The organism is Haloechinothrix aidingensis, from assembly GCF_013450155.1.
GTDB classification, from domain to species: domain Bacteria; phylum Actinomycetota; class Actinomycetes; order Mycobacteriales; family Pseudonocardiaceae; genus Haloechinothrix; species Haloechinothrix aidingensis.
Genome location: NZ_JACCKD010000001.1, coordinates 422,156 through 443,481 on the forward strand (window position 1 = coordinate 422,156; position 21,326 = coordinate 443,481).

General features: G+C 68.5%; 24 protein-coding genes. 12 read left to right on the forward strand and 12 right to left on the reverse strand.

The features are described 5' to 3' along the window. Positions 1 to 17: 17 nt before the first annotated feature. From H0B56_RS02005 to H0B56_RS02030, 6 genes are read right to left on the reverse strand one after another with little or no spacing between them, the layout of a single operon-like run. Positions 18 to 842, reverse strand: coding sequence for a maleylpyruvate isomerase family mycothiol-dependent enzyme (locus H0B56_RS02005; protein WP_180891194.1), 825 nt, complete (start codon positions 840 to 842; stop codon positions 18 to 20). Then, positions 839 to 1,555, reverse strand: a complete 717-nt coding sequence (locus H0B56_RS02010; protein WP_180891195.1) for a DsbA family oxidoreductase — start codon at positions 1,553 to 1,555, stop codon at positions 839 to 841. The genes H0B56_RS02005 and H0B56_RS02010 overlap by 4 nt, the downstream gene beginning before the upstream one ends. Before the next feature lie 2 nt (positions 1,556 to 1,557). Beyond that, positions 1,558 to 2,157 carry a TetR/AcrR family transcriptional regulator gene (locus tag H0B56_RS02015; protein WP_180891196.1) on the reverse strand — a complete coding sequence of 200 codons (600 nt, stop codon included), beginning with the start codon at positions 2,155 to 2,157 and terminating at the stop codon, positions 1,558 to 1,560. A 54-nt stretch (positions 2,158 to 2,211) separates the two neighbouring features. Continuing rightward, entirely contained in the window at positions 2,212 to 3,084 is an 873-nt protein-coding gene (locus tag H0B56_RS02020; protein ID WP_343063715.1) for an ABC transporter permease, read from the reverse strand. Further along, positions 3,081 to 4,094, reverse strand: coding sequence for an ABC transporter ATP-binding protein (locus H0B56_RS02025; RefSeq protein ID WP_343063752.1), 1,014 nt, complete (start codon positions 4,092 to 4,094; stop codon positions 3,081 to 3,083). The genes H0B56_RS02020 and H0B56_RS02025 overlap by 4 nt, the downstream gene beginning before the upstream one ends. Positions 4,095 to 4,141: 47 nt before the next feature. Next, a complete protein-coding gene (locus H0B56_RS02030) occupies positions 4,142 to 5,257 on the reverse strand; it encodes a LolA family protein (protein WP_180891197.1) in 1,116 nt (371 codons plus the stop codon). A 141-nt stretch (positions 5,258 to 5,398) separates the two neighbouring features. Between H0B56_RS02030 and H0B56_RS02035 the strand changes: the two genes are divergently transcribed. Next, a complete protein-coding gene (locus tag H0B56_RS02035; RefSeq protein WP_180891198.1) occupies positions 5,399 to 6,097 on the forward strand; it encodes a response regulator transcription factor in 699 nt (232 codons plus the stop codon). Between the two features lie 3 nt (positions 6,098 to 6,100). Continuing rightward, positions 6,101 to 7,432, forward strand: coding sequence for an ATP-binding protein (locus H0B56_RS02040; protein WP_180891199.1), 1,332 nt, complete (start codon positions 6,101 to 6,103; stop codon positions 7,430 to 7,432). A 22-nt stretch (positions 7,433 to 7,454) separates the two neighbouring features. Here the strand turns inward: H0B56_RS02040 and H0B56_RS02045 are convergent, their stop codons facing one another. Continuing rightward, positions 7,455 to 8,075, reverse strand: a complete 621-nt coding sequence (locus H0B56_RS02045; protein WP_180891200.1) for an L-threonylcarbamoyladenylate synthase — start codon at positions 8,073 to 8,075, stop codon at positions 7,455 to 7,457. A gap of 78 nt (positions 8,076 to 8,153) precedes the next feature. Next, positions 8,154 to 8,615, reverse strand: coding sequence for a VOC family protein (locus tag H0B56_RS02050; RefSeq protein WP_246360776.1), 462 nt, complete (start codon positions 8,613 to 8,615; stop codon positions 8,154 to 8,156). A gap of 210 nt (positions 8,616 to 8,825) precedes the next feature. Between H0B56_RS02050 and H0B56_RS02055 the strand changes: the two genes are divergently transcribed. Further along, entirely contained in the window at positions 8,826 to 8,999 is a 174-nt protein-coding gene (locus H0B56_RS02055) for a VOC family protein (protein WP_180891201.1), read from the forward strand. A 121-nt stretch (positions 9,000 to 9,120) separates the two neighbouring features. Here H0B56_RS02055 and H0B56_RS02060 read toward each other — a convergent pair whose 3' ends face one another. Further along, positions 9,121 to 9,606, reverse strand: coding sequence for an Lrp/AsnC family transcriptional regulator (locus tag H0B56_RS02060; protein ID WP_180891202.1), 486 nt, complete (start codon positions 9,604 to 9,606; stop codon positions 9,121 to 9,123). A gap of 105 nt (positions 9,607 to 9,711) precedes the next feature. On the opposite strand from H0B56_RS02060, the gene H0B56_RS02065 reads away from it, so the two are divergent. Both H0B56_RS02065 and H0B56_RS02070 read left to right on the forward strand, forming a co-directional pair. Continuing rightward, complete coding sequence (locus H0B56_RS02065) at positions 9,712 to 10,989, forward strand: APC family permease (RefSeq protein ID WP_180891203.1); 1,278 nt, start codon at positions 9,712 to 9,714, stop codon at positions 10,987 to 10,989. A gap of 170 nt (positions 10,990 to 11,159) precedes the next feature. Then, positions 11,160 to 11,534 (forward strand): VOC family protein, encoded by a 375-nt coding sequence (locus tag H0B56_RS02070; RefSeq protein ID WP_246360777.1) that lies wholly within the window; start codon positions 11,160 to 11,162, stop codon positions 11,532 to 11,534. 41 nt (positions 11,535 to 11,575) lie between these two features. On the opposite strand, the gene H0B56_RS02075 is transcribed toward H0B56_RS02070, so the two are convergent. After that, positions 11,576 to 12,475 (reverse strand): aldo/keto reductase, encoded by a 900-nt coding sequence (locus H0B56_RS02075; protein WP_246360778.1) that lies wholly within the window; start codon positions 12,473 to 12,475, stop codon positions 11,576 to 11,578. Positions 12,476 to 13,078: 603 nt separating this feature from the next. On the opposite strand from H0B56_RS02075, the gene H0B56_RS02080 reads away from it, so the two are divergent. Then, a complete protein-coding gene (locus tag H0B56_RS02080; protein ID WP_180891204.1) occupies positions 13,079 to 13,969 on the forward strand; it encodes a cobalamin-binding protein in 891 nt (296 codons plus the stop codon). A gap of 49 nt (positions 13,970 to 14,018) precedes the next feature. Here the strand turns inward: H0B56_RS02080 and H0B56_RS02085 are convergent, their stop codons facing one another. Both H0B56_RS02085 and catC read right to left on the reverse strand, forming a co-directional pair. Continuing rightward, on the reverse strand, positions 14,019 to 14,402 hold the full coding sequence (locus tag H0B56_RS02085; RefSeq protein ID WP_180891652.1) for a VOC family protein: 384 nt from the start codon (positions 14,400 to 14,402) through the stop codon (positions 14,019 to 14,021). 423 nt (positions 14,403 to 14,825) lie between these two features. Continuing rightward, positions 14,826 to 15,134 (reverse strand): muconolactone Delta-isomerase, encoded by a 309-nt coding sequence (catC, locus tag H0B56_RS02090; protein ID WP_180891653.1) that lies wholly within the window; start codon positions 15,132 to 15,134, stop codon positions 14,826 to 14,828. A 114-nt stretch (positions 15,135 to 15,248) separates the two neighbouring features. Between catC and H0B56_RS02095 the strand changes: the two genes are divergently transcribed. From H0B56_RS02095 to H0B56_RS02120, 6 genes are all read left to right on the forward strand, one after another. After that, positions 15,249 to 15,785 carry a flavin reductase family protein gene (locus tag H0B56_RS02095; protein ID WP_180891205.1) on the forward strand — a complete coding sequence of 179 codons (537 nt, stop codon included), beginning with the start codon at positions 15,249 to 15,251 and terminating at the stop codon, positions 15,783 to 15,785. 96 nt (positions 15,786 to 15,881) lie between these two features. Next, positions 15,882 to 17,393: a 4-hydroxyphenylacetate 3-hydroxylase N-terminal domain-containing protein gene (locus tag H0B56_RS02100; protein WP_180891654.1), complete on the forward strand. Its 1,512-nt coding sequence runs from the start codon at positions 15,882 to 15,884 to the stop codon at positions 17,391 to 17,393. A gap of 37 nt (positions 17,394 to 17,430) precedes the next feature. Next, positions 17,431 to 18,216, forward strand: a complete 786-nt coding sequence (locus tag H0B56_RS02105) for a dioxygenase family protein (RefSeq protein ID WP_180891206.1) — start codon at positions 17,431 to 17,433, stop codon at positions 18,214 to 18,216. A gap of 85 nt (positions 18,217 to 18,301) precedes the next feature. Beyond that, positions 18,302 to 19,423, forward strand: coding sequence for a muconate cycloisomerase family protein (locus tag H0B56_RS02110; RefSeq protein WP_180891207.1), 1,122 nt, complete (start codon positions 18,302 to 18,304; stop codon positions 19,421 to 19,423). Between the two features lie 134 nt (positions 19,424 to 19,557). Then, positions 19,558 to 20,334 (forward strand): IclR family transcriptional regulator domain-containing protein, encoded by a 777-nt coding sequence (locus H0B56_RS02115; RefSeq protein ID WP_180891208.1) that lies wholly within the window; start codon positions 19,558 to 19,560, stop codon positions 20,332 to 20,334. Between the two features lie 15 nt (positions 20,335 to 20,349). Beyond that, entirely contained in the window at positions 20,350 to 21,219 is an 870-nt protein-coding gene (locus tag H0B56_RS02120) for a dioxygenase family protein (RefSeq protein WP_180891209.1), read from the forward strand. The last annotated feature ends 107 nt before the right edge of the window (positions 21,220 to 21,326 follow it).

The window sequence follows — 21,326 nt, forward strand, 5'->3', positions numbered from 1 at the left end:
GCGGCGCGGTACCGCGATCAGATCGTCAGCCGCAGGTTGCGCACCACCTGAGCACCCAGCTCGGCATCACCCTGGACGTCCACTTCGGTCAGGTGCTCCTCCGGGGATACGCGACCGCCCGCGAGGCGGGTGAACAGATCCGAGCTCAGCCGCAGGGTCGAGGTCGCCGGTCCGGAGAGCTCGGGCACGACCGAGGCTCGCCCGTCCACGGCGACGTGCAGTGTGCGGGACACCGGGCCGGTGAGCTCGATGGTCAGGCGCGACCCGTCCGGCGCCTCGGCACGCTTGCCGACCAGGTAGCCAAGGGCGCCGACGATCTCCTCGAGGGCACCCTCCGCGCACGGCCCCTCCTGGTTGCCCGGCATCCCGACGGCGTCCCGGATGTCCTGCTCGTGCAACCAGCAGTCGAACAGCCTGATCCGCATGAACCTCCCGTAGGTCGCCTGCCCGGCCGGGGTCCACGAGGGCGCGTCGAAGTCTTCCTGGCTCATCGCGCGCAGCGCCTCGATGCGCCTGCTGACGATGTCGCGGAACCGGTCCAGCATCCGCGCAGGGGTGTGCTCGCGCAGCGCCAGCACCCAGTGCTCGTTGACCGCGGCGATGTCGTTGCGCACGTGCGGCAGCGAGGTGACGTCGACATCCGGTTCCGGCGCCTGCTCGCCCTCGAGCATCGACTCGGTTCCGATCACGTGGGAGACGATGTCCTGCACGGTCCAGCCGGGCAACGCACTCGGTGTCGACCACGCGTCCTCGGGTAGCGAGCTCAGCAGCTCGTCCATCGAGGTCCACTGCGTGACCAGGGCGCGAACGGTCGAGTCCTTGTCGGTGGTGGCGGTAGTCATCCGGCGATCTCCTCATCGGGACGGGTTCCTGGTTCGACGATCTGGCCGCGATCGATGCTCATCCAGTCGCGGCCACGCAGGTACGGTTGCAGCGCATCACTGATCGCCTGCTGGTCGTGCGCGCTCTTGGGGCGCTGCAGCTCGTACACGTGGCCGAACTCCAGCATCCCGGTGACCAGGTGCCACAGCCGTATGGCCGCGGTCCCGGCCGGCGGGTCGATCAGCACGGGACCGAACAGGCACTGCCCGTCGGGGAAGAAGAGGGTGGGCACTCCGAAGCCGCCCGCGTCGGTCACCCGCTTGTGATCAGCGTGCACGTCGTCGTGCGTGGTGGGGTCGGCGATCGCCTCGTCGACAAGCGCCGGGTCCGCCCCGATCTCGCCGACGAGCCTGCGCGCGGTCTCCGGCTCGTGCGGCTTCTCGCCGTCGATGTGCAGCGCCCTACCGACCCGCGCGTACCAGGCGTCCACGAGGGCCGCGTCCTTGCGGCGCAGCAGCGCGGCGACGCGCATCTGGGACCACCCGTAGGACCACTCGCGCTCCCACGGGTGTTTGGAGTGCTCGAACCGGTTGGTCTCCTCGAGGCTGAAGAACCGCCAGCGCACGGTCAGGTCCAGCTGGTCGCGGACCGCGCGTATCCACCGTGACGTGTGGTAGGCGAACGGACACATCGGATCGAAGTGGAAGTCCACTTCGGTTGGTGTGGTGCCCATGGTCAGTACCCCTCCCGCAGGTGCGCGTCGACGAGCTCGTGCAAGGCTCTACGGATCTCGGATGCGGACGTGACGCTGACCTTGGCCAGCAGGATCTGGCCCTGTGCCTGCGCGAGCAGCGCTTGCGCCAGCCGGTCGGGATCCACCCCCTGACGCAGCGCGCCGTCCGAAGCGGCCTGCCTGCACAGCACCGCGAACTCGGCTTCCCACCTGGCGAAGGCCGTGGCCAGGTGCTCGCGCAGCTCCTCGTCCGCGGTCGCCAGCTCGGAGGCCAGGTTGCCGAACGGGCAACCGACGATACGGCCGAACCGGTTCTCGAAACCGGCCTGGATCGCGCCGACCGCGTCGGCGAGCCCGTGCAGCCGCTCGGCCGGTGACCGCCCGGATGCCTGCTCCAGGCGGTCGAGTAGCGCGGTCGTGTGGAGATCGATGACGGCTTTGGCCAGATCGGACTTGGACGAGAAGAAGTGGTAGAAGCTGCCCTTGCGCACCTCCGCTTCCGCGCACAGCTCGTCCACGCTGACCGCGTTGTAGCTGCGGGACAGGAACAGCCGTGCCGAGCTGCGCACGATGCGCTCGCGGGACTCGAGCTTCTGGCTCATGCGCCGGAACGCTACTGGCTAGTTGACTGGTCGGTCAAGACTACGTGGCCACGCTCAGCCGTCCTTCGCGGTGAGGCGGGCGTAGGCGATCGACAGGCCGATCAGCATGTAGCACCCGGCGCGCAATGCCCCCTCGGTCAGCGTCCCCGTGGGGATCGGGTCACGCAGCACATCGGGCAGGGCGGTGGTCCACGACACGGTCAGCAGGAACGGGTGCAGCCAGTCCACGGCCGTGAGCATCAGCAACACACCGAACAGGATGTCGCCGGCGAGAATGCCGGCCACGACCACCATCGGGTGCTCGGTGAACGTCGAGATCGCGAGCGCGACAGCCCCGACCGCGAAGAGCTGCACGGCGACCCAGCTGATCGTGATACCGATCCTGCCGAGCGCCTCGGCGACGGTCAGCGACGTACCGGACAGCGTGAACAACCCGTCGGTCCCACCGAGGACGAACCCGGTCACCACGCCCGTCAAGGTCATCAGCGTTACCGCGACGAGCGCGGCGACAGCGACACCCAGCGCCTTGACGGTCAGCAGCCTGCCGCGTGTCACCGGCGCGAGCAGCCAGCCGCGCAACGTGCCGTGCGACTGCTCTCCGGCGATCGCGTCCGCGCCGACCATCGCCACCGTGAGCGGCAGGAGGAACATCAGCGTGACCGACAGCGTCCCGACCGGCAGGGCGAGGGCGCTCGACGCGAACGTCACGAAAAGGGGAGCCTCCCCGCCGGGAGGACCGCCATCGGCGGAGCCGGAAAGGTGGACGGACAGCCCGATGATCACGGGTATGGCACCGAGTATCCCCAGCACCACGAGCGTGCGCGGTCTGCGGAAGATCCACCTCAGTTCGGACCACACGAGCCGGGTGAACGGTGCGGCTGCCCGTGTGGGCCGCCACCCGGCGGCCAGGGTATCCACAGTAGTCACGATGAGACCTCCCGCATGACGACATGGTCGGGTTCGGCGTCCGGTGCGGGCCCGTCCGCGTCGGCCTGCGTGAGCCGCGCGAACACGTCCTCCAGCCCGGTCCGTTCCCTGCGCGCCTCGTCGACCGCGACCCCGTAGCGGACAAGGGTCTCGACGACCGTGGACGGTTCCGTGGCGGTCAGGTCGACGCGTACCCCGCCGGGGGCGAGGCGTGCCGGAGTCCGGTTCCGGCGAAGCGCCTCCACCGCTGACTCCGCGTCCGGTGTGGATACCAGGAGAGCGGGGCTGCCGGAGTCGAGCAGCGTGTCGAGCGAGCCCTGCGCGACGACCGTCCCCTCGTGCAGCACCACGACGTGGGTGCACGTCGCCTCCACCTCGGCGAGCAGGTGGGAGGACACGAGCACGCTGACGCCGGACTCGCGTAGCTCGCCGATGATCCCGCGGACCTCGCGGGTACCCGCGGGGTCGAGCCCGTTGGTCGGCTCGTCCAGCACGACGAGCTTGCGCGGCACGAGCAGCGCGCCCGCGAGCCCGAGGCGCTGCTTCATCCCGAGCGAGTAACCGCGGTACTTGCGGTCAGCCGCCCCCGACAGGCCGACCCGTTCGAGCGCGGCACCGACCGCGTCCCGGGTGCCGGAGGTGGCAAGCAACGGCTCGGCGGCTGCCACACGCAGCAGGTTCTCCCTGCCGGACAGGAACGGGTGGAACCCCGGCCCCTCGACCAGGGCACCGACATGCGGCAACGCCCTGCCCGCCGCATCCGGCATCGGCTGTCCGAGCAGCTCGACCTCGCCCTCCGTGGGGCGGACGAGGCCGAGCAGCATCCGGATCATCGTGGTCTTGCCCGAACCGTTCGGTCCGAGCATCCCGAGCACGGCGCCTTCGGGCACGTCCATGTCGACGCTGTCTACCGCGACAGCGCCGCGGTAGACCTTGCGCAGCCCTCGGGTACGGGCGACCAGCGCGGACGGGGCACCGTCCGCGCCTGCCCCACCCGAGGTGGGAGCCACCTCCCCCCGAGTCGAGGTGGCTCCCCGCGCGTGGATGTCTGTCGCGCTCACGACTCCTCCAGCGCCTCGGTGACGACCTGCTGTGGCACGGCACCCACGGCGAAGCGGCCGTCGTCGGTGACCAGCGCGGTGCCCGCGCGGGTCGTGATCACGTAACCCGAACCGAAGTCACCCGACACGCGCTCACCCGACTGCTCGAGCAACGCCTGCGGACCGGGACCCGCCGGGTCCTGGCCGTGCTCGGGCGGACCCTCGGCATCGGCACCCCCGCTGAGCGCCCCTTCGGGAAGGGTCCCGGTCAGCACCGTGTCCCAGCCGTCACCGACCGGGCTCGCGTCGGCGAGGTTCTCGAGCCCCGCTTCGGGATCCGGGAGGTCACCGGGCTGTGCGTGCTCGCCGGGATCCCCCTCGACGACACGGGCACCGTCCGGCGGCGTGAACGAGAACAGGTCAGCCGGCTGCTCACCGAAGTCGATGCCGGTGAAGCCTGCGCTGAGCACTGGCTCGGGCGAGCCCGCAGGCAGCACCTCGAACCGCAGCGGTAGCCGGGTCTCGGCGTCCACCGCGATCTTGACCTCGCGCAGCACGGTGCGTTCCTCGGGCTTCGGAGTGAGGATCAGCTCGTACGCCGACCGGTCCGCGACGCGCGCGGTGCCGTCCACCGTGATCGTGCTGGACTCCCGCAGCGCGTCGATGATCTCGGTGGACGCGCCCGCGGGGTCGTTCGCCCCCATCTGCGCGGGCGGCGGGCCCTGCTCGCCCCCATGGGTCTTCTCGGGAGCGGGATACCGGGTGGCGGTGTTCTCCTGCGAGTCGTACATCCACACCCCGTCGGAGTTGTGCACGATCGTCCGCTCCGCGGATTCCCGCTCGATGGCGAGCCGGGAGCCGGCGTCCCCGTCGTGCCAGACCCGCGCGGAGTCGAGGTTCGTCAGGTCGTTGCCCGGGATCTCGGGCAGGCCGATCCGCTCGTCGACGCCCACCGTCCCCGCGAACGCAGGTGGGTCGGCCGCGAGGGCGGACTCGACAAGCTCTTCCGGGCTGATCTCCGGCAACTCCGGGTCGGCGCCCGCCCCCGCGGGCACGGCCAGCACGGCCAGCCCGCTGATACCGAGTGCGGTGCCCGTCACCGCCGCGGTCAGCGCCTTGGTTCTCGGTTTCATGCTGCTCTCCCCTTGTTGTGCAACTAGTGTGCTTCATGCACACCGTTCACGTTGCTCTCCCGGTGCTGAGATAGCCCTGAGAGTGGCAAGCACCGCTGAGAGAGTGCTGAGAACGTGCGTGGTACGCGTCCGAAGGGGGGCATGCTCGCAGTCGTGAAACCTCGGGTACTTGTGGTCGACGACGAGTTGGGAGTCCGCAAGGCGCTGCAACGCGGGCTCGGTGCGGAGGGCATGGACGTCACGGTGGCCGCGGACGGGGAGAATGCGCTCCGCCTCGCGCGGACCGGCTCGTTCGACGCCGTGCTGCTCGACATCATGATCCCCGGGCTGTCCGGGTACCGGGTCCTGCAGCAGCTCCGCGCGGAAGGGGTGCGCACGCCGGTGCTTCTCGTCTCGGCGAAGGACGGTGAGATCGACCAGGCCGACGGGCTCGATCTGGGGGCGGACGGGTACCTGGTGAAGCCGTTCTCCTTCGTGGTGCTCGTCGCCCAGCTGCGCGCCGTGATGCGCAGGTCGAGCGCCACCTCGGGACGTGGTTCGCTGCGCATCGGCGGGTTGCTCGTGGACAGGGACGCACGCGAGGTTCGCTGGCACGACACGCCGGTCACGCTGAGCCCGCGCGAGTTCGCGCTGCTCGAAGTGCTCGCATGCCGGCCGGGGGCCGTGCTCACCAAGGATGAACTGCTCACCGAGGTGTGGGGCGACGAGCAGGCGGCGAGCCGCAACGTCGTGGAGGTCTACGTCGGTTACCTGCGGCGCAAGCTTGAGGCAGTGGGCGCCGCGGACGTCGTGCGGACCGTACGCGGGCACGGGTACCAGGTCGGCAACGGTGAGTTGTGACCGATGCGCAGCCTGCCCGCCCTGTGGTCGCGCCGTTCGTTGCGGTTCCGCATCACCATGCTGGCGACTGTGGTGACCCTCGCCGTCCTGCTCGTACTCGCCGGTCTCGGCGGGCGGCTGCTCGGGCCGCTGCTCACGAAGTCCGTCGACGAGGAGCTGGCCGTGGCGCGCGCGGCCGCCGTCGCCGAGGTGGAGAGCGGCGAGCCCGTCGACAACCCGCCGGGTTTGCGTGTGCGCGTGCTGGACACCGCGGGGCGGCCCACCGATGGCGGGCGGGCGGCCGCGCTCGACGCACCGGCCGTGCGCACCCTCAAGAGCGGGCTCCCCGTGAGCGTGGCCGGGGATCCGCCCGTGCGCTGGCACGGCACCGTAGCCACCGCCCCCGACGGCGCGCAGCGGCTGGTGGTGGCCGGTACGGGTCTCGTCGGGTTCGCCGCTGTCGTGCACGACGCGTCGCGCTGGCTGCTCGGCATTGCGGGGCTGGGCGCCGTGACAGCCGGCCTGACGACGTGGTTCGCGGTCGGGTCCGCGCTGCGGCCGGTGAGCCGGATGCGCCGCGCGCTGCGCAGGCTCGGTCCCGAGGAGCGGCTACCGCTGCCGCCCTCCGAGGACGAGTTGCGGGCGCTGGCCGACGAGTTCAACGGGTTGCTCGCGCGCCAGCGCGAGGCCACGGACAAGCTACGGCGGTTCACCGGGGACGCCGCGCACGAGCTGCGCTCGCCGGTGACATCCATCCGGGCGCAGGCCGAGGTCGCCGTCGCGAACCCGGATCCCGACACCAGCCACGACGTACTCACCGATGTGCTCACCGAGTCCGAGCGGCTGAGTGCGTTGCTCGACGGGCTGCTCGCGCTCGCCAGGTCCGATGCCGGGGAGCGGCCCGCGGCCACCCCCGTGGAGCTGGTGAGCGAGTCCCGGGCCGCGGTACGGCGCTGCTCGGCGGAGTCGCTGCTGGTGCGGGTCAGCGCGCCGGGCGGTGAGGTCTGGGCGGCTGCGACCCACTCCGAGGTCGAGCTGGTACTGGACAACCTGCTGCGCAACGCGTGCGGGCATGCGCACGCGCAGGTCGTGCTGTCGGTGCTCGGCGCAGGGTCGTGGGCGCGGGTGGTCGTCGACGACGACGGGCCCGGCATCCCCGCCGAGCATCGCGAGCGGGTGTTCGACAGGTTCTACCGGGTGACGGACGATCGCGCCCGCACATCGGGCGGGTCGGGGCTCGGTCTCGCGCTGGTCGCCGAGCTCGTTCGCCGCCGAGGGGGCAGGGTGGCGACCGGTGACTCCCCGGACGGTGGTGCGCGCTTCGTGGTCGTCTGGCAGGCGGCGGAGGCAGTGTGACGGGCAAGTGCTGCCCGGCCGCCTACTCGAACGGTGCCGTGTCGCCCGCCCCGGTCCGGACGATCTCGACCTCGTTGTTGGAGAAGTCGATCACCGTGGTCGGCTCGGTACCGCAGTCGCCCGAGTCGAGGACCGCGTCCACCTGGTTGTCCAGGCGTTCCTTGATCTCCCAGCCGTTGGTCATCGGCTCCTCCTCGCCTGCCAGCAGCAGGGTGCTGGACAGCAGCGGCTCACCCAGCTCCTCGACCAGCGCCTGTGCCACCAGGTGCCCCGAGATCCGCACCCCGACCGTCTTCTTCTTCGGGTGCATCAGCCTGCGCGGCACCTCCTTGGTCGCGGGCAGGATGAAGGTGTAGCTGCCGGGGGTCGTCGCCTTGATGGCGCGGAAGACCGTGTTGTCCACGTGCGCGAACTGGCCGAGCTGCGAGAAGTCCCTGCAGAGCAGCGTGAAGTGGTGCCGGTTGTCCAGCCGGCGGATGCTCCTGATCCGGTCGATCCCGTCACGGTTCCCGAGCTGCGTGCCGAGTGCGAAGCAGGAGTCGGTGGGGTAGGCGATCAGGCCGTCGTTGCGGACGGTGTCCACGGCGCGGCCGATGAAGCGCCGTTGCGGGTTCTCCGGGTGCACGGCGTAGTAGGTGGCCATGTGCCGAGGGTAGGACGACGGGGCAGGCACGGTCAGGTTGGGTGCACACGGTAACCGCGGGTGAGCGGCCGTGGTTGATCAGACCACGCAGAACTCGTTGTCCTCGGGATCAAGCATCACCACGTGGTCCAGGTGGCCCTGGATGACGTGGTGTTCGTGCACATGGGCACCTGCGGCGACCAGCTCGGTGACTTTGGCGTCGATCCGCTCTGTCCGCTCGTCGGTGTCGACGTGCCTGCCCCCGGACACCTTCAGATCGAGGTGCAGGCGGTTCTTCGCCTGCTTGCGCTCGGGAACCGTCAGAAACGAAATCGCCGGTTGTACGCCGGCCGGATCGCGGATGGCCGCTCCGTCGCTCCATTCATCCGGCGGTACGCCCTGATCGGCGAGGAAGGCCTCCCACGTCTCCCAGCCCTCGGGAGGAGGCGACCGCACATAACCCAACGCGAGGGCCCAGAATCGTGCCTGCGCGGTTGCGTCGGCGCAGTCGAACGTCATCCCGAGAGCAGTCGCAGCCGGTGCGTTGTCATTCGACGCCATGGTGCCTGCCTATCGCCTGAGCTGTGATCCTGACGAGCACGCTATCCAGAGGGCCCGACAGTGGTTTCGATAGACCATCCGCTTGCGCAACGGATCACGAAGCGGCAGCGTCGGCAGAATCCGGCCGAGCGGACGCAGCGTCAAACTCGCCCAGTGACAGGGCCAGAACAGGCGTCAGAGCCGCGGGACTCCTCCTGCCAGACTGCTTCCGTGTTGAGCTTTGGTGTGATTGCGCTGGGTGTGGAAAACGTTGATCGAGCAGCGGCATTCTGGTGCGAGGCGCTCGGCTACGAGAGCCGCATGGACGGCTTCGGCGGGTTCGGGACGGTGCTCGTCCCACCATTGGACGGTGCTCGTCCCACCATTGACAGGGAAATCCGCTAGGTGCCGCAGGGCGTCGGGCACATCCCGCAGATTCATCCGCTGATGGTGCCATTACGGCACCGAATGAGGTCTCGGGGCAATGTCAGCAAGCCGTTCCTCGTCCGGCTCGCCGGGTGACGTGTCATGTCCGGCGCAGGTGGTCCAGCGGGAGCGGGCTGGCTGGCTTGACCGCGCGCAGGGAGAAGTTGCTACGCACGTCTTCTACTCCGGGAAGGGTGAGCAAGGTGTCGAGTAGGAGCCGCTCGTAGGTCTGCAGGTCGGCGACGACCACCTCGAGTAGGAAATCTGCCACACCGGACACCAGGTGACATCCGATCACCTCGGGGATCGATGCGACCGCCTGCTCGATCTGGTCGGCGACTTCCCGGGAATGCCCGGACACCTTGATCTCGACGAACACGGTGAGCCCAAGCCCGACGGCGAACCGGTCGACCTCCGCGCGGTAGCCACTGATCACGCCGCTGCTTTCCATGCCGTGCACGCGGCGCAGGCACGGCGACGGAGACAGTCGTACGCGCTCGGCGAGGGTGGTGTTCGGCAACCGCCCCTCTCGTTGCAACTCGTCCAGAATCCGCCGATCAACACCGTCCAGTTCAGAACGTGCCATTATTGACTCCAAAGTGAGATCGTTTGTGTTGATTATTGCTCTATCAGTCTATTTGGCGGCACGATTTGCCATCGCGTGCCCGGCCTAGTTTGTCATGGTGTCGGTATGAGCAGCACGACGACCGAACATCAGTCGGCTCCCGATCGCGCGCGGTTGTCCCGGTGGCAAGCAGTACCGCTCGCGGTGGGCTCGGTGGCCGGTTCCGGCATCCTGTTCCTGCCATCCGCCGTGTACGCCGAGGTGGGGCGGAACAGCTTGCTCGTGTGGGCGCTGGCGACCGTGCTGTGCTTGCCGATGCTGCTGATGTTCCGGGACATGGTGCGCCTGTACCCGACCGGCGATGGCATTGAAGCTTTCATCAGCGCCGGCCTCGGTGTGGCGCTCGGCCGATGCGTCCCGATCCTGTTCGTGGCGCTGGTCGTCGTGGGCCTTCCCGGCGGTGCGCTTGTCGCGGGGCGGTACGCGATGCGAGCGCTCGGTGCTGGTCCCGGTGTTCAGATCGCGACCGCGGCCGGGGTGTTGCTCGCCGCGGTCGCGGTCAACGCTGCGGGCGCACGCGCGAATACGCGCGCGCAGCGCGCAAGCGCTGCGGCGCTGGTGGTGATGGCAGTGGTGCTGGTGTGCTCGGCGATACCTATCGCCGACGGCGCATCGCCGATCGCACCGCAGGTGGAGACCCTTGGACTGGTGGTGCCAGGGGTACTGCTCGCCTTCTGGGCGTTCGCAGGTTTCGAAAATCTGACCTTCCTGAGCAGGCAGTTCCGTGCACCGGACAGGGACTTCCTGCCGGTCAGTGTGATCGCGCTGAGCATCTACGGGCTGCTGACCGTGCTGCTGACCGCGGCGATCGCGGTCAGCGTTCCCGCCCCGGCGGTGGACGGCATCACCGGGTTGCTGCAGCTCGCCGAGCACCTCCGGCCAAGACAACTCGTCGTCGCCGTGGTCACCGCGATCGCGGTCGGCGCGATGGTGCTCAATGCCGTGTCCTGGATCTGGGGCGTCAGCCAGCTCGTGGTCGGCGCGAGCCGCTCGGCGATTCTGCCTGCTGCGCTGGCGACCACGACGGGGCGCGGGGTACCGCGCCGCGCGCTCGGCCTGCTCACCGTGCTGTTTCTCGTGGTGGGAACAGTGCTCGCCGTGTTCCCCGCGTTGCTTGTCGACGCCCTCGCCGCGACCAGCGCGACCTTCGTGGTGCTGTACCTGCTCAGCATCGCCTCCTACGTTCGGCTGCGCGGCCCCACCCTCCAATCAGTACTGAATCTGTTGGTCGGCGTCGTGCTCACGGCTTCCCTCACCGAGTCCGGCTGGCGGTCGCTGTACTGCATCGCCGTGCTCGCCGCCGCGCTCACCGTCTCGCTGCTCCAGGGACGGCGACACCGGTGACCACGTGCGCGCCAGGGACACCCGGGGAACGACGGCACCCACGGCACTCCTTCCATGGAGCAGCTGGGCGTCCGGTAACCGTTCCTTGAGTGGACAGCGTCAGCCTCAGGCTGGGGCACGGTACGAACCGAGCTCCTCCTCGAGTCGAATCGATCTTGATCCGCTGAGGGTTGGCACAAGACGAGTTCCCGGCGCGGCTGATCAACCACGACCCCGTCAACTTCCTGCCCGAAACGCTCGGGTACGAGAAGCGCACAGACGGCTTCGGCGGGTTCGGGATGGTGCTCGTCCCACCATCGGGCGGTACGGGAACCAAGATCGCGCTGCACAAGAGCAACACGCCACCGCAGGAACATCCGCGGTTGCACCTGGACCTGCACGTAGCCAGTGCGGCCGAGCAGAGGGCCGAGGCCGATCGTCTCGTCGCTCTCGGCGCCGCGCGAGTCGACTGGGATATGTATCCGGAGGACCCGGACTTCGTCGTGCTCGCGGACCCGGACAGCAATCGCTTCTGCATCGTCGACCTCAGCCACGACCACGGCTGAGGTCGACGATGCAGAAGCGATTGCGATACACGGTGCGCGGGTCACGATGTAGCGCGGAACGTATCGAGCCTGCGCAGTTCGTCGTCGGACAGGCTCAGGTCGGCCGCGGCGAGGTTGGAACGTAGGTGGCGGACGCTGGTGGTCCCGGGGATCGGGACGACTGGCACGCCGTGTTCCTGCTGCCGGTGGTGCACCCAGGCAAGCGCAACCTGCCCGCTCGTGGCGTCGTGTGTGCTGGCGATCTCGCCGAGCGCCGTGTTCAGGCCGCTGGCTACCCGTCCATCGGCTGTGCTCGGGGGCCGGTGGAGGAGTCCATGACCGTTCGGGGAGTGGGCCACGACGGCCACTCCGAGGTCGGCCACGGTAGGAAGCAGTTCCTGCTCGATGTCGCGCTGCACCACTGACCACTGTTCCTGAAGCGCCGCGATCGGATGAACGGCGTGTGCGCGGCGGAGGTCCTTGGCGGTCACATTGGACAGTCCGAGGGCACGCACCTTTCCCTGGTCGACCAGTTCGGCCATGGCTCCGACGGTCTCCTCGATGGGGACCGTATCGCTGCGATGGTGCAGGTAGTAGAGGTCGATCACGTCGACACCGAGCCGTCGCAAGCTCGCCTCGCTCGCCTGCCGCACGTACGACGGGTCGGCCCGTACGTCGAACCCGCCAGCGAGCTCATCCCGCCATACCAACCCGAACTTGCTGGCCAGCAGCACTTCATCACGGCGCTCTCGGATGGTCCTGCCGACCAGCTCTTCATTCTGGTAGGCATCCGCGGTGTCCACCATCGTGATGCCCGCATCAAGGGCGGCGTGGACTACGGCCACCGGGTCGCGGTCGGTGCCGTCGGCACTTCCATCGCGCAACCGCATCGCGCCGAATCCCTGACGGCCGAATGTATCCCGGCCCGCGGACAGATCTGTTCCCGTCTCAGCTGTTGGCATGATCCGCACCCTAGAGCCTCGACCGCGGTCGAGGTCCAGTCCATGGGGTGCCCGGCCTCCGCCGGCTCGAAATCGCCGAAGGACCCCGATGTGATGGCACAGATATGTGTCGATAAGGCGACAAATTGTCGCCGAGAACGGTTCGCATATCCAGCGATGCACACTGCACCCGGTTCGGATCGAATCGCGCCGCGTTCACGACCCGACCGCGAGCGATGCCACTGCTGCCATGGCTGATACGGATGCGGCCAGGGCGGAGAAGGATGCCGCCGCACCGTGGAATCCGGAGCATACGCGACGGATGAGGCTACTCCACGTCGACGCCCGGGCGGCCAGCCTGAACTTCTCCCATCTGTGCTGGCGTAGGTAGCACCCCACGAGGATCCCGTACGAGTTGTTGCGGCAGAAGTCTCCGTCGCGTGTCTTGGCGCAGCACCAGACTGGAGCCTGGAACAGCGTGTAGACGATCACTAGCGCGGAAAGGATCGCGATTACCCCAGCCCCCATCTCCGTGCCGAACCAGGCGTAGCCGACGAACGCGAGTAGTAGATATCCCCAGGTTTGCGCGAGTTTGCGCTTGGTCGACGACGTTACCGTGGTGGTATGCGCATCGTCTCGCTGCTGCCGTCGACCACCGAGATCCTGTTCGCGCTCGGGCTCGGTGACCATGTCGTCGGCGTGACGTTCGAGTGCGACCACCCGCCGGAGGCCCGTACACGCCGCGTGGTCTCCACGAGCACCCTGCAGGAGGGGCTCAGTCCTGCCGAGATCGACGCTGCCGTTACCCGGCGCAAGGAGGCGGGAGAGGACCTCTACCACCTCGATACGGACGCGCTGGCCGGGCTTGATGCCGAGCTGGTGATCACCCAGGACCTGTGCGCGGTGTGCGCGGCGAGCGTCTCGACCGTGCAGGAGGCCCTGACGTTCCTGGGTTCCTCCGCCGAGGTGCTGACGATCGATCCGCACACCCTTTCCGAGGTGCTCAAGTCGATCAACACCATCGGCGACGCCACGGGCACCTCGACCGAGGCCGGGCGGCTGGTAACCGCGCTCTCGCGGCGCCTCGACGACGTGCGCGGGAGCGTGGCTGGTCGCGGTACGGCCCGGGCGCTGGTACTGGAGTGGACCGACCCGCCGTACGCCCCCGGTCATTGGGTGCCGGACATGGTGCACGCCGCGGGTGGCGAGTGTGTGCTGGGGCGTTCGGGGGAACGCTCGTTCCGTACCGACTGGGACAGCGTCACCTCCGCTGATCCCGAGGTGGTCATCAGCGCGCCGTGCGGGTTCGCCCTGGACGAGTCCGTCGAGCATGCCGGTGACGTCGTCCGGGCAGGCGTGCTGCCGGACGGGCTCCCCGTGTGGGCCGTCGACGCGAACGCGGCCTTCGCCCGTCCCGGTCCCCGGCTGGTGGATGGTGTCGAGGCGCTGGCAGGCATCCTGCACCCGGAGGCTTACGGCGAACCCGACCCGAGCCTCGCCCGCCGCGTGCGGTGAGCCGGAGCCGTGAACGTGCCGGTCGAGGTGGATGCGCGGCGCGAACGGGTTACTGGCTGCCGCCGTACGGGCGGGTAATGATCTCCAGGCTGTGACCGTCCGGATCCTCGAAGTACACGCCGCGCCCGCCGTCCCGGGTGTTGATCGTGCCTGGCTGGTGATGTCCGGGGTCGGCCCAGTACGGCAGCCCACGTTCCTGGATACGGCCGAAGATGGTGTCGAACTCGGCTTCGCCGACGAGGAAGGCGTAGTGCTGTTTGGTGATCTCCCCGGCCTCGTCCGCGTAGTCGAGGGTGACCCCGTTATCGGTCTCGACGGTCATGAACGGTCCGAACGGCCGGGGCTCGGACAGTCCGAGCAGCTCGGCGAGGAAGCGCGCCGACGCCGCCTTGTCGCGAGCCGCGACGATGGTGTGGTTGAGCTGTACCGCCATGCTGTACCGCCTGCTGGGCCGTTCCGTGCGTGCGCGAACCGTCGCACCCGCGTCGAGGGTAGCGCGTATCGCCGTGTCACGGTTCGGTTTCACTCGCTCGCGGTGTGTTGTCACCGCGCCGGCGTCTACATCGGGGTGGACCGCAGTGGTGACCTCACCCCGCTTCGTGATGCCGCGGCCGGTGCGGCCGCCATGCACGAGTGGGCCCTGAGCCAGCGGATGGGTGCGGACCGGGCGAAGCTGATCACGGATGCGGATGGCCGCGAGGTCACCCCGAAGCTGATCTGTGACGCGGTCACGGAGCTCATCGGCGGGGCGGGAGTCGACCAGCTGGTCGTGTACTTCGCCGGTCACGGCGTCAACATCAACCGGTGCGAGCACTGGTTACTCACCCAAGCTCCCTTCCCGGATCGCCGCTCGTCGTCACGACCCCGGCTCGTCGAACGCGGCATCGTCGCTGATCGCGGAGGGATGCCTGGCCAGCGGTGTCACCTCCACGTCCATGTACGGGAACAGGGGTAGCTGGGAGATCAGCCGGTGCAGCTCGTCCGGCGAACCGACATCGAACACGCTGATGTTGGCGTACTCGCCCGCGACGCGCCACAGATGCCGCCAGCGACCGTCGCGCTGTAGTTCCTGCGCCTGCTGCCGTTCCAGCTCCTTCAGCCGGTCGGCCGTGTCCTGATCCAGGTCGTGCGGCAGGCGCACGCGCATCCGTGCGTGGAAGAGCATCCCCGCTCCTTCGCCGGTAGTGACTGTTGACACAACCCATCCTTGGCCGCATAGTGACTCGTGTCAACCGGAATGCGTATAAAAAGTACGGATACCGTACAACCAGGAGGCGTCATGCCGATCGAGCCACGCGAGCTTCGGAACTGCCTCGGACACTTCGCCAGCGGTGTGACGGTGATCAGCTGTGATGTGGACGGGAGCCCGCACGGCGCGACCGTCAACGCCTTCACGGCCGTGTCGCTGGATCCGCCACTGGTGCTCGTCTCGCTCGACCGCCGGACGAAGCTGTGCTCGTACCTGTCCGATCGCCCGTTCTCCGTGAACGTGCTCGCCGAGGCGCAGGACGACCTTGCGCTGCATTTCGCGGGCAAACCGCGGGACGAGCCGGTGGAATGGGTCCGGCCCGCGACGGGCCCGCCTCGACTGTCCGGAGTGCTCGCGCACCTCGCCTGCAGCCCGTGGCGCGCCTACGACGGCGGTGACCACGTGCTCTACCTCGGCGAGGTCGACGAGCTCGCGGTCACCGAGGGAGACCCGCTTGTCTTCTACCGGGGCAAGTTCCGCGAGCTCGGGCCCGCCTTCGAGTTCGCCCCCTGGCTGGAATCGCTGGACTGCCCGTCGAGCCAGAGCCGCCTGGTCGGCATCGCCTGAAAACAACCCCGTACGTCGAAACCCATCGAGGAGGGCTCAGTGACGTCACAGGAGCAGATCAACCCGACCGTGGCCCCCGAGGCCACGCAGCGTCCCATGACCGGCGAGGAGTACATCGACAGCTTGCGCGACGGCCGGGAGCTGTGGCTCTACGGGGAGAAGGTCAGCGATGTCACCACGCATCCGGCGTTTCGTAACCCGGTGCGCATGACCGCGCGGCTGTACGACGGGCTGCACGACCCGGACAAGAAGGATGTGCTGACCAGGCCCACCGACACCGGAAACGGGGGATTCACGCACCCGTTCTTCCGCACTCCGTACAGTGTGGACGACCTGCTTGCCGACCGTGACGCGATCGCGGAGTGGGCGCGGATGACCTACGGATGGATGGGCCGTAGCCCCGACTACAAGGCCAGCTTCCTCGGCACGCTCGGCGCGAACGCGGACTTCTACGAGCCGTTCGCCGACAACGCGCGGCGCTGGTACCGCGAGTCGCAGGAGAAGCTGCTGTACTGGAACCACGCGATCATCCATCCCCCTGTGGACCGGCACAAGAATCCCGATGACGTCAAGGACGTGTTCATCCACGTCGAGGAGGAGCGCGACGACGGCCTCATCGTGTCCGGCGCGAAGGTGGTAGCGACCGGCTCGGCCCTGACGCACTACAACTTCATCGCGCACTACGGTCTCCCGATCAAGGAGCGCCAGTTCGCGCTCGTGTGCACCGTGCCGATGAACGCACCGGGCATGAAGCTGATCTGCAGGCACTCCTACTCCATGCAGGCCGACGCCATCGGGAGCCCGTTCGACTACCCGCTGTCGTCCAGGATGGACGAGAACGACACGATCTTCATTCTCGACAAGGTGAAGATCCCCTGGGAGAACGTGTTCATCTTCGGGGACACGGAGAAGGCCAGCACGTTCTTCCCCGGCTCCGGGTTCCTGCACCGGTTCACCTTCCACGGCGTCACGCGGCTGGCGGTCAAGCTGGACTTCCTCGCGGGCCTGCTGATGAAGGGCGTCGAGGTCACCGGGACCAAGGACTTCCGGGGTATCCAGACCCGCGTCGGTGAGGTGCTCGCGTGGCGCAACATGTTCTGGGGCCTGTCCGACGCCATGGCGAGGACGCCGAACGAGTGGAAGGACGGGGCGTTGCTGCCCAACCTGGACTACGGGCTGGCGTACCGGTGGTTCATGACGCAGGGCTACCCCCAGATCAAACAGATCATCGAGAAGGACCTCGGCAGCTCGCTGATCTACCTCAACTCCAACGCACGCGACTTCAAGGAACCGGAGATCCGGCCGTACCTTGACCAGTACGTGCGTGGCTCGAACGGCTACGAGTCCGTCGACCGGGTCAAGCTGATGAAGCTGATCTGGGACTCGATCGGCAGCGAGTTCGGCAGCCGTCACGAGCTCTACGAGGTCAACTACTCGGGTAACCACGAGAACGTCCGTTTCGAGATGCTCGCCGCGCACGAGAACGCAGGCACGGCGGACGGCATGAAGGCCATGGCCGAGCAGTGCATGGCCGAGTACGACCTGGACGGCTGGACCGTTCCCGACCTGATCAACCCCGACGACGTCAGCATCCACAACCGTCGCTGACCCAGCGCGACGGCAGCCTCACCGACAAGGAGAAGCTGTGACATCGCAGCAACGTACCCACGAGGTCCTGTCCGACATCATCGACGCCGTCAACGCCCAGCTCGACAAGCACGGCGTCACCTACGACGAGTACCGGGCCGGCCTCGACTGGCTCATCCGGCTCGGACATGCCGGGGAGTGGCCGCTGTTCGCCGACGTGTTCTTCGAGCACACGGTGGAGGCGGTCAACGCGACAGGCCCGGGCAGCACCATCGAAGGTCCCTACTACGTAGCCGGAGCCCCCTGGCTGGAACGGCCCTACGTGCTTCCGCAACGGGACGACGAGGCAGGCGACGTGCTCATCCTGTCCGGCACGGTGCTCTCCGCCGGGGGCGATCCCGTCCCCGGCGCCGTGCTGGACCTGTGGCACGCCGACGCGGACTGCCTGTACTCGAACGTCCACGACGGGCCGCCTGCCTTCAACCTGCGTGGCCGCATGACCGCTGACGGCGACGGCCGGTTCGAGGTGCGCACCATCGTGCCGCCGTCGTACCACCTCCCGCGCGGCGGGCCGGTCGAGGAGCTGCTCAACGCGGCGGGCTGGCACGACTGGCGACCGGGCCACCTGCACTTCATGGTCTCCGCGGAGGGTTACGAGTCGCTGACCACGCAGCTGTACTTCGAGGGCGATCGCTACCTGGACTCGGATATCGCCAGCGCGGTCAAGCCGGAGTTGATCCTGAGCCTGCGCAAGCACGACGACCCTGCGGAGCTGTCCGAGCGCGGGCTGAGCCGGCCCTTCTACAGCACCTCGCACGAGTTCCGGCTCACCCCGGCCGGGTAGCCGATGCGGCGGGGTAGCCGGGTCCGGCCCGGCTACCCCGCCCCCGTCGCCGAACCCGAGAAGGTGCGCGTTGAAAGGAACCTGCATGCCCTCCTTGCGGATCCGCTCCGTCGAGACCGTGATCGTCGACCTCCCGACGATCCGCCCGCACAAGTTCAAGTCCACCACCATCGACCACCAGAGCTACGTCCTGAGCCGCGTGCGCACGGAGGACGGCCTGGAGGGCATCGGCGAGGCGTCGACCCCGGGCGGTCCCTGGTGGGGCGGGGAGAGCGTGGAGGCGATCAAGAGCGTCGTCGACACCTACCTCGCACCCACGCTGCTCGGGCATCCGGCCGCTCGCATCGAGGCCGCGCTCGAACGCATGGACACCGTCGCCGCCGGTAACCGGGCGGCGAAGGCGTGCCTGGAGATGGCGCTGTTCGACATCTGGGGACAGGCACTCGGCGTGCCGGTCCACGACCTGCTCGGCGGGCTGTACCGCGAGTCGATCCCGGTCACCTGGGCGCTGGGCGCGGAAGAGGCCGACGGCGTCAGTGCCGAGGCGGAGGACAAGCTCCTCTCCGAGGGGCATGTGAGCTTCAAGCTCAAGATGGGCGCGCAGGACCCGCGCGCCGACTGCGACCGCGTGCTCGCGGTAGCCAAGGCGCTTGGTGACCGCGCCAGCGTGCGGGTCGACCTCAACGCCGCGTGGGACGAGATGACCGCGACCCGGTGGCTTCCGGAGCTGGAAGACGGCGGGATCGACCTGATCGAGCAACCGATTCCCGGGTGGAACATCGAGGGCATGGGACGGCTCGCGGACCGCCTGCGCACACCGCTCATGGTCGACGAGAGCCTGCAGAGCGTGCACGACGCGCTGCGTGTCTGCCGGCACAACGCGGGGGACGTGTTCTCCCTGAAGGTGCCCAAGCTGGGTGGTCTGACCAGGACGAGGAAGACCGCGGCCGTCGCCGAGGCCGCCGGGATCCCGTGCCACGGCGGCACCAGCATCGAGTCCTCGATCGGCACGGCTGCCGCCGCACACGTCTACGGTGCCACCGCCAACGTGTCCTTCGGCAGTGAGTTGTTCGGGCCGAAGCTGCTGGCCGACGACGTCAGCACCCAGCCGTTGACCTACTCCGACGGCCACCTCCGGGTACCGAGGGAGCCGGGGCTCGGTGTCCGGGTCGACGAGCGGAAGCTGTCCACGTACCGGCGGCGGTGACGGCGGAGACCGTCAGGCGCCGACCGTATCGCCGACACCGGAGTTCTCGCCGTATCGACACAAGTGCTGTTACAAGTCGTACGCTATACGGGACGCCGATCGTTTCCCGTCCCGATGCGGTAGGGGAGAGCTCCATGGTGAAGCCGGACAATCGTGACGACTACATCCAGTCGATCGAGCGAGGGTTGTCGGTCATCCTGGCCTTCGCCAACCACCACCCGCAACTGAGCCTGTCCGCGCTGGCCGAGGCGACAGGGCTGAGCAAGCCCACGGTGCGGCGTATCGTGCTGACTCTGGAGGAGCTGGGGTACCTGCGCAGGGAAGGCAGGTTGTACTCGCTGACCCCGCACGTGCTTTCCCTCGGCAACGCCTACCTGTCGTCGATGAACCTGACCGAGGTCGCCCAGCCGTTCATGGAGGAGGTCACCAGCACGACCGGCCAGACCTGCTCGATGGCCGCGCTGGACGGCGAGGACGCGGTCTACATCGCGCGCGTCCCGGCCGGGCGCGTCATGAGCATCACCCTCACGACGGGTACCCGGCTGCCGGCGTATGCCACGTCGATGGGGCGTGTCCTGCTCGCCGGCCTGGCGGACGGGGAGATCGACAGGTATCTCGGGCAGGTCACCCTGCATCCGTTGACCCCGCGCACCGTCACCGACGTCGACCGGCTGCGCGAGATGCTGTTCGAGGTCCGCGAGCACGGCTGGGCACTGGTGGACCAGGAGCTCGAGGAGGGCGTGCGGTCGTTCTCCGCACCGGTACGGGACTCGACCAACCGGGTGGTCGCGTCGCTGAGCATGTCGTGCCACGCCGCGAACGTCAGCATGGAGACCATCCACAACGAGTACCTCCCAGTGGTCATCAAGGCCGCAGCCGAGATCAGCACGCGGCTCGGCGCGACCCGCTAGATTTGGGGAGCGAACATGGCTACGGATTTCACGGAGTCGAACGCCGCCGACGCGGTCATCGCGAGCTTCGCCGATACTCCGGACCCGCGGCTGCGGAACGTACTGACGAGCCTGGTGCGGCACCTGCACGACTTCGTCCGTGACGTCGAGCTCACCTCGGCGGAATGGGAGAAGGCCATCGAGTTCCTCACCGCGGTGGGGCACATGTGCGACGACAAGCGCCAGGAGTTCATCCTGCTCTCCGACGTTCTCGGGGTGTCCATGCTGGTGGAGACCCTCAACGCCAGGGGACCGGAGGCTGTTACCGCCTCGACCGTGCTCGGGCCGTTCCACGTCGTCGAGTCGCCCGCCCGCAGGCTCGGGGACAGCATCGACCTGCTGGGCGACGGCCCGCCGTGCGTCGTCGAGGGCCGGGTGGTCTCGCTCGACGGGACCCCGCTGCCCGGCGCCCAGCTCGACGTGTGGCAGGCCAATGACCAGGGCTTCTACGACGTGCAACAGCCCGATGTCCAGCCCCTTGGCAACGGCCGGGGACTGTTCACCGCGGACTCCGAGGGGCGGTTCCGGTTCCGCACCGTGCTACCCAGCCACTACCCGATCCCGACCGACGGGCCGGTGGGGCAGTTGCTCAACGAGACGAACCGCCACCCGTACCGGCCTGCCCACATCCACATCATCGTCAGCGCAGACGGACACGCACCGGTCGTCACCCACGTCTTCGTCGCCGACAGCCCGTACATCGAAAGCGATGCCGTCTTCGCGGTGAAACGGAGCCTGATCCACGAGTTCCGGGAGGTCAGCGACCCCGATGAGGCGGAGCGGTACGGGGTGACCGCCCCGTTCCGGCTGGCGAACGTCGATCTGGTTCTCGAACCGGAGTCCTGAGAGCAGGTGGCCGCTCATTGCCGCGCTGTTCGGCGCCGTCGGGGTGCAGCTGCCACACCGAGACACGCCTGTCGCCGCCGGTGCGCCGGGCGCGCAGGCGCCGGGTG

Bases quoted from the DNA above. Each gene is read 5' to 3' on its own strand.
- H0B56_RS02085 (WP_180891652.1), bottom strand. From the start codon at position 14,402: ATGGCGGTACAGCTCAACCACACCATCGTCGCGGCTCGCGACAAGGCG.
- H0B56_RS02120 (WP_180891209.1), top strand. From the start codon at position 20,350: ATGGCTACGGATTTCACGGAGTCGAACGCCGCCGACGCGGTCATCGCG.
- H0B56_RS02095 (WP_180891205.1), top strand. From the start codon at position 15,249: ATGCCGATCGAGCCACGCGAGCTTCGGAACTGCCTCGGACACTTCGCC.
- catC (WP_180891653.1), bottom strand. From the start codon at position 15,134: ATGCTCTTCCACGCACGGATGCGCGTGCGCCTGCCGCACGACCTGGAT.
- H0B56_RS02080 (WP_180891204.1), top strand. From the start codon at position 13,079: ATGCGCATCGTCTCGCTGCTGCCGTCGACCACCGAGATCCTGTTCGCG.
- H0B56_RS02075 (WP_246360778.1), bottom strand. From the start codon at position 12,475: ATGCCAACAGCTGAGACGGGAACAGATCTGTCCGCGGGCCGGGATACA.
- H0B56_RS02065 (WP_180891203.1), top strand. From the start codon at position 9,712: ATGAGCAGCACGACGACCGAACATCAGTCGGCTCCCGATCGCGCGCGG.
- H0B56_RS02100 (WP_180891654.1), top strand. From the start codon at position 15,882: ATGACCGGCGAGGAGTACATCGACAGCTTGCGCGACGGCCGGGAGCTG.
- H0B56_RS02050 (WP_246360776.1), bottom strand. From the start codon at position 8,615: ATGGCGTCGAATGACAACGCACCGGCTGCGACTGCTCTCGGGATGACG.
- H0B56_RS02035 (WP_180891198.1), top strand. From the start codon at position 5,399: ATGCTCGCAGTCGTGAAACCTCGGGTACTTGTGGTCGACGACGAGTTG.
- H0B56_RS02015 (WP_180891196.1), bottom strand. From the start codon at position 2,157: ATGAGCCAGAAGCTCGAGTCCCGCGAGCGCATCGTGCGCAGCTCGGCA.
- H0B56_RS02040 (WP_180891199.1), top strand. From the start codon at position 6,101: ATGCGCAGCCTGCCCGCCCTGTGGTCGCGCCGTTCGTTGCGGTTCCGC.
- H0B56_RS02010 (WP_180891195.1), bottom strand. From the start codon at position 1,555: ATGGGCACCACACCAACCGAAGTGGACTTCCACTTCGATCCGATGTGT.
- H0B56_RS02005 (WP_180891194.1), bottom strand. From the start codon at position 842: ATGACTACCGCCACCACCGACAAGGACTCGACCGTTCGCGCCCTGGTC.
- H0B56_RS02115 (WP_180891208.1), top strand. From the start codon at position 19,558: ATGGTGAAGCCGGACAATCGTGACGACTACATCCAGTCGATCGAGCGA.
- H0B56_RS02045 (WP_180891200.1), bottom strand. From the start codon at position 8,075: ATGGCCACCTACTACGCCGTGCACCCGGAGAACCCGCAACGGCGCTTC.
- H0B56_RS02060 (WP_180891202.1), bottom strand. From the start codon at position 9,606: ATGGCACGTTCTGAACTGGACGGTGTTGATCGGCGGATTCTGGACGAG.
- H0B56_RS02110 (WP_180891207.1), top strand. From the start codon at position 18,302: ATGCCCTCCTTGCGGATCCGCTCCGTCGAGACCGTGATCGTCGACCTC.
- H0B56_RS02030 (WP_180891197.1), bottom strand. From the start codon at position 5,257: ATGAAACCGAGAACCAAGGCGCTGACCGCGGCGGTGACGGGCACCGCA.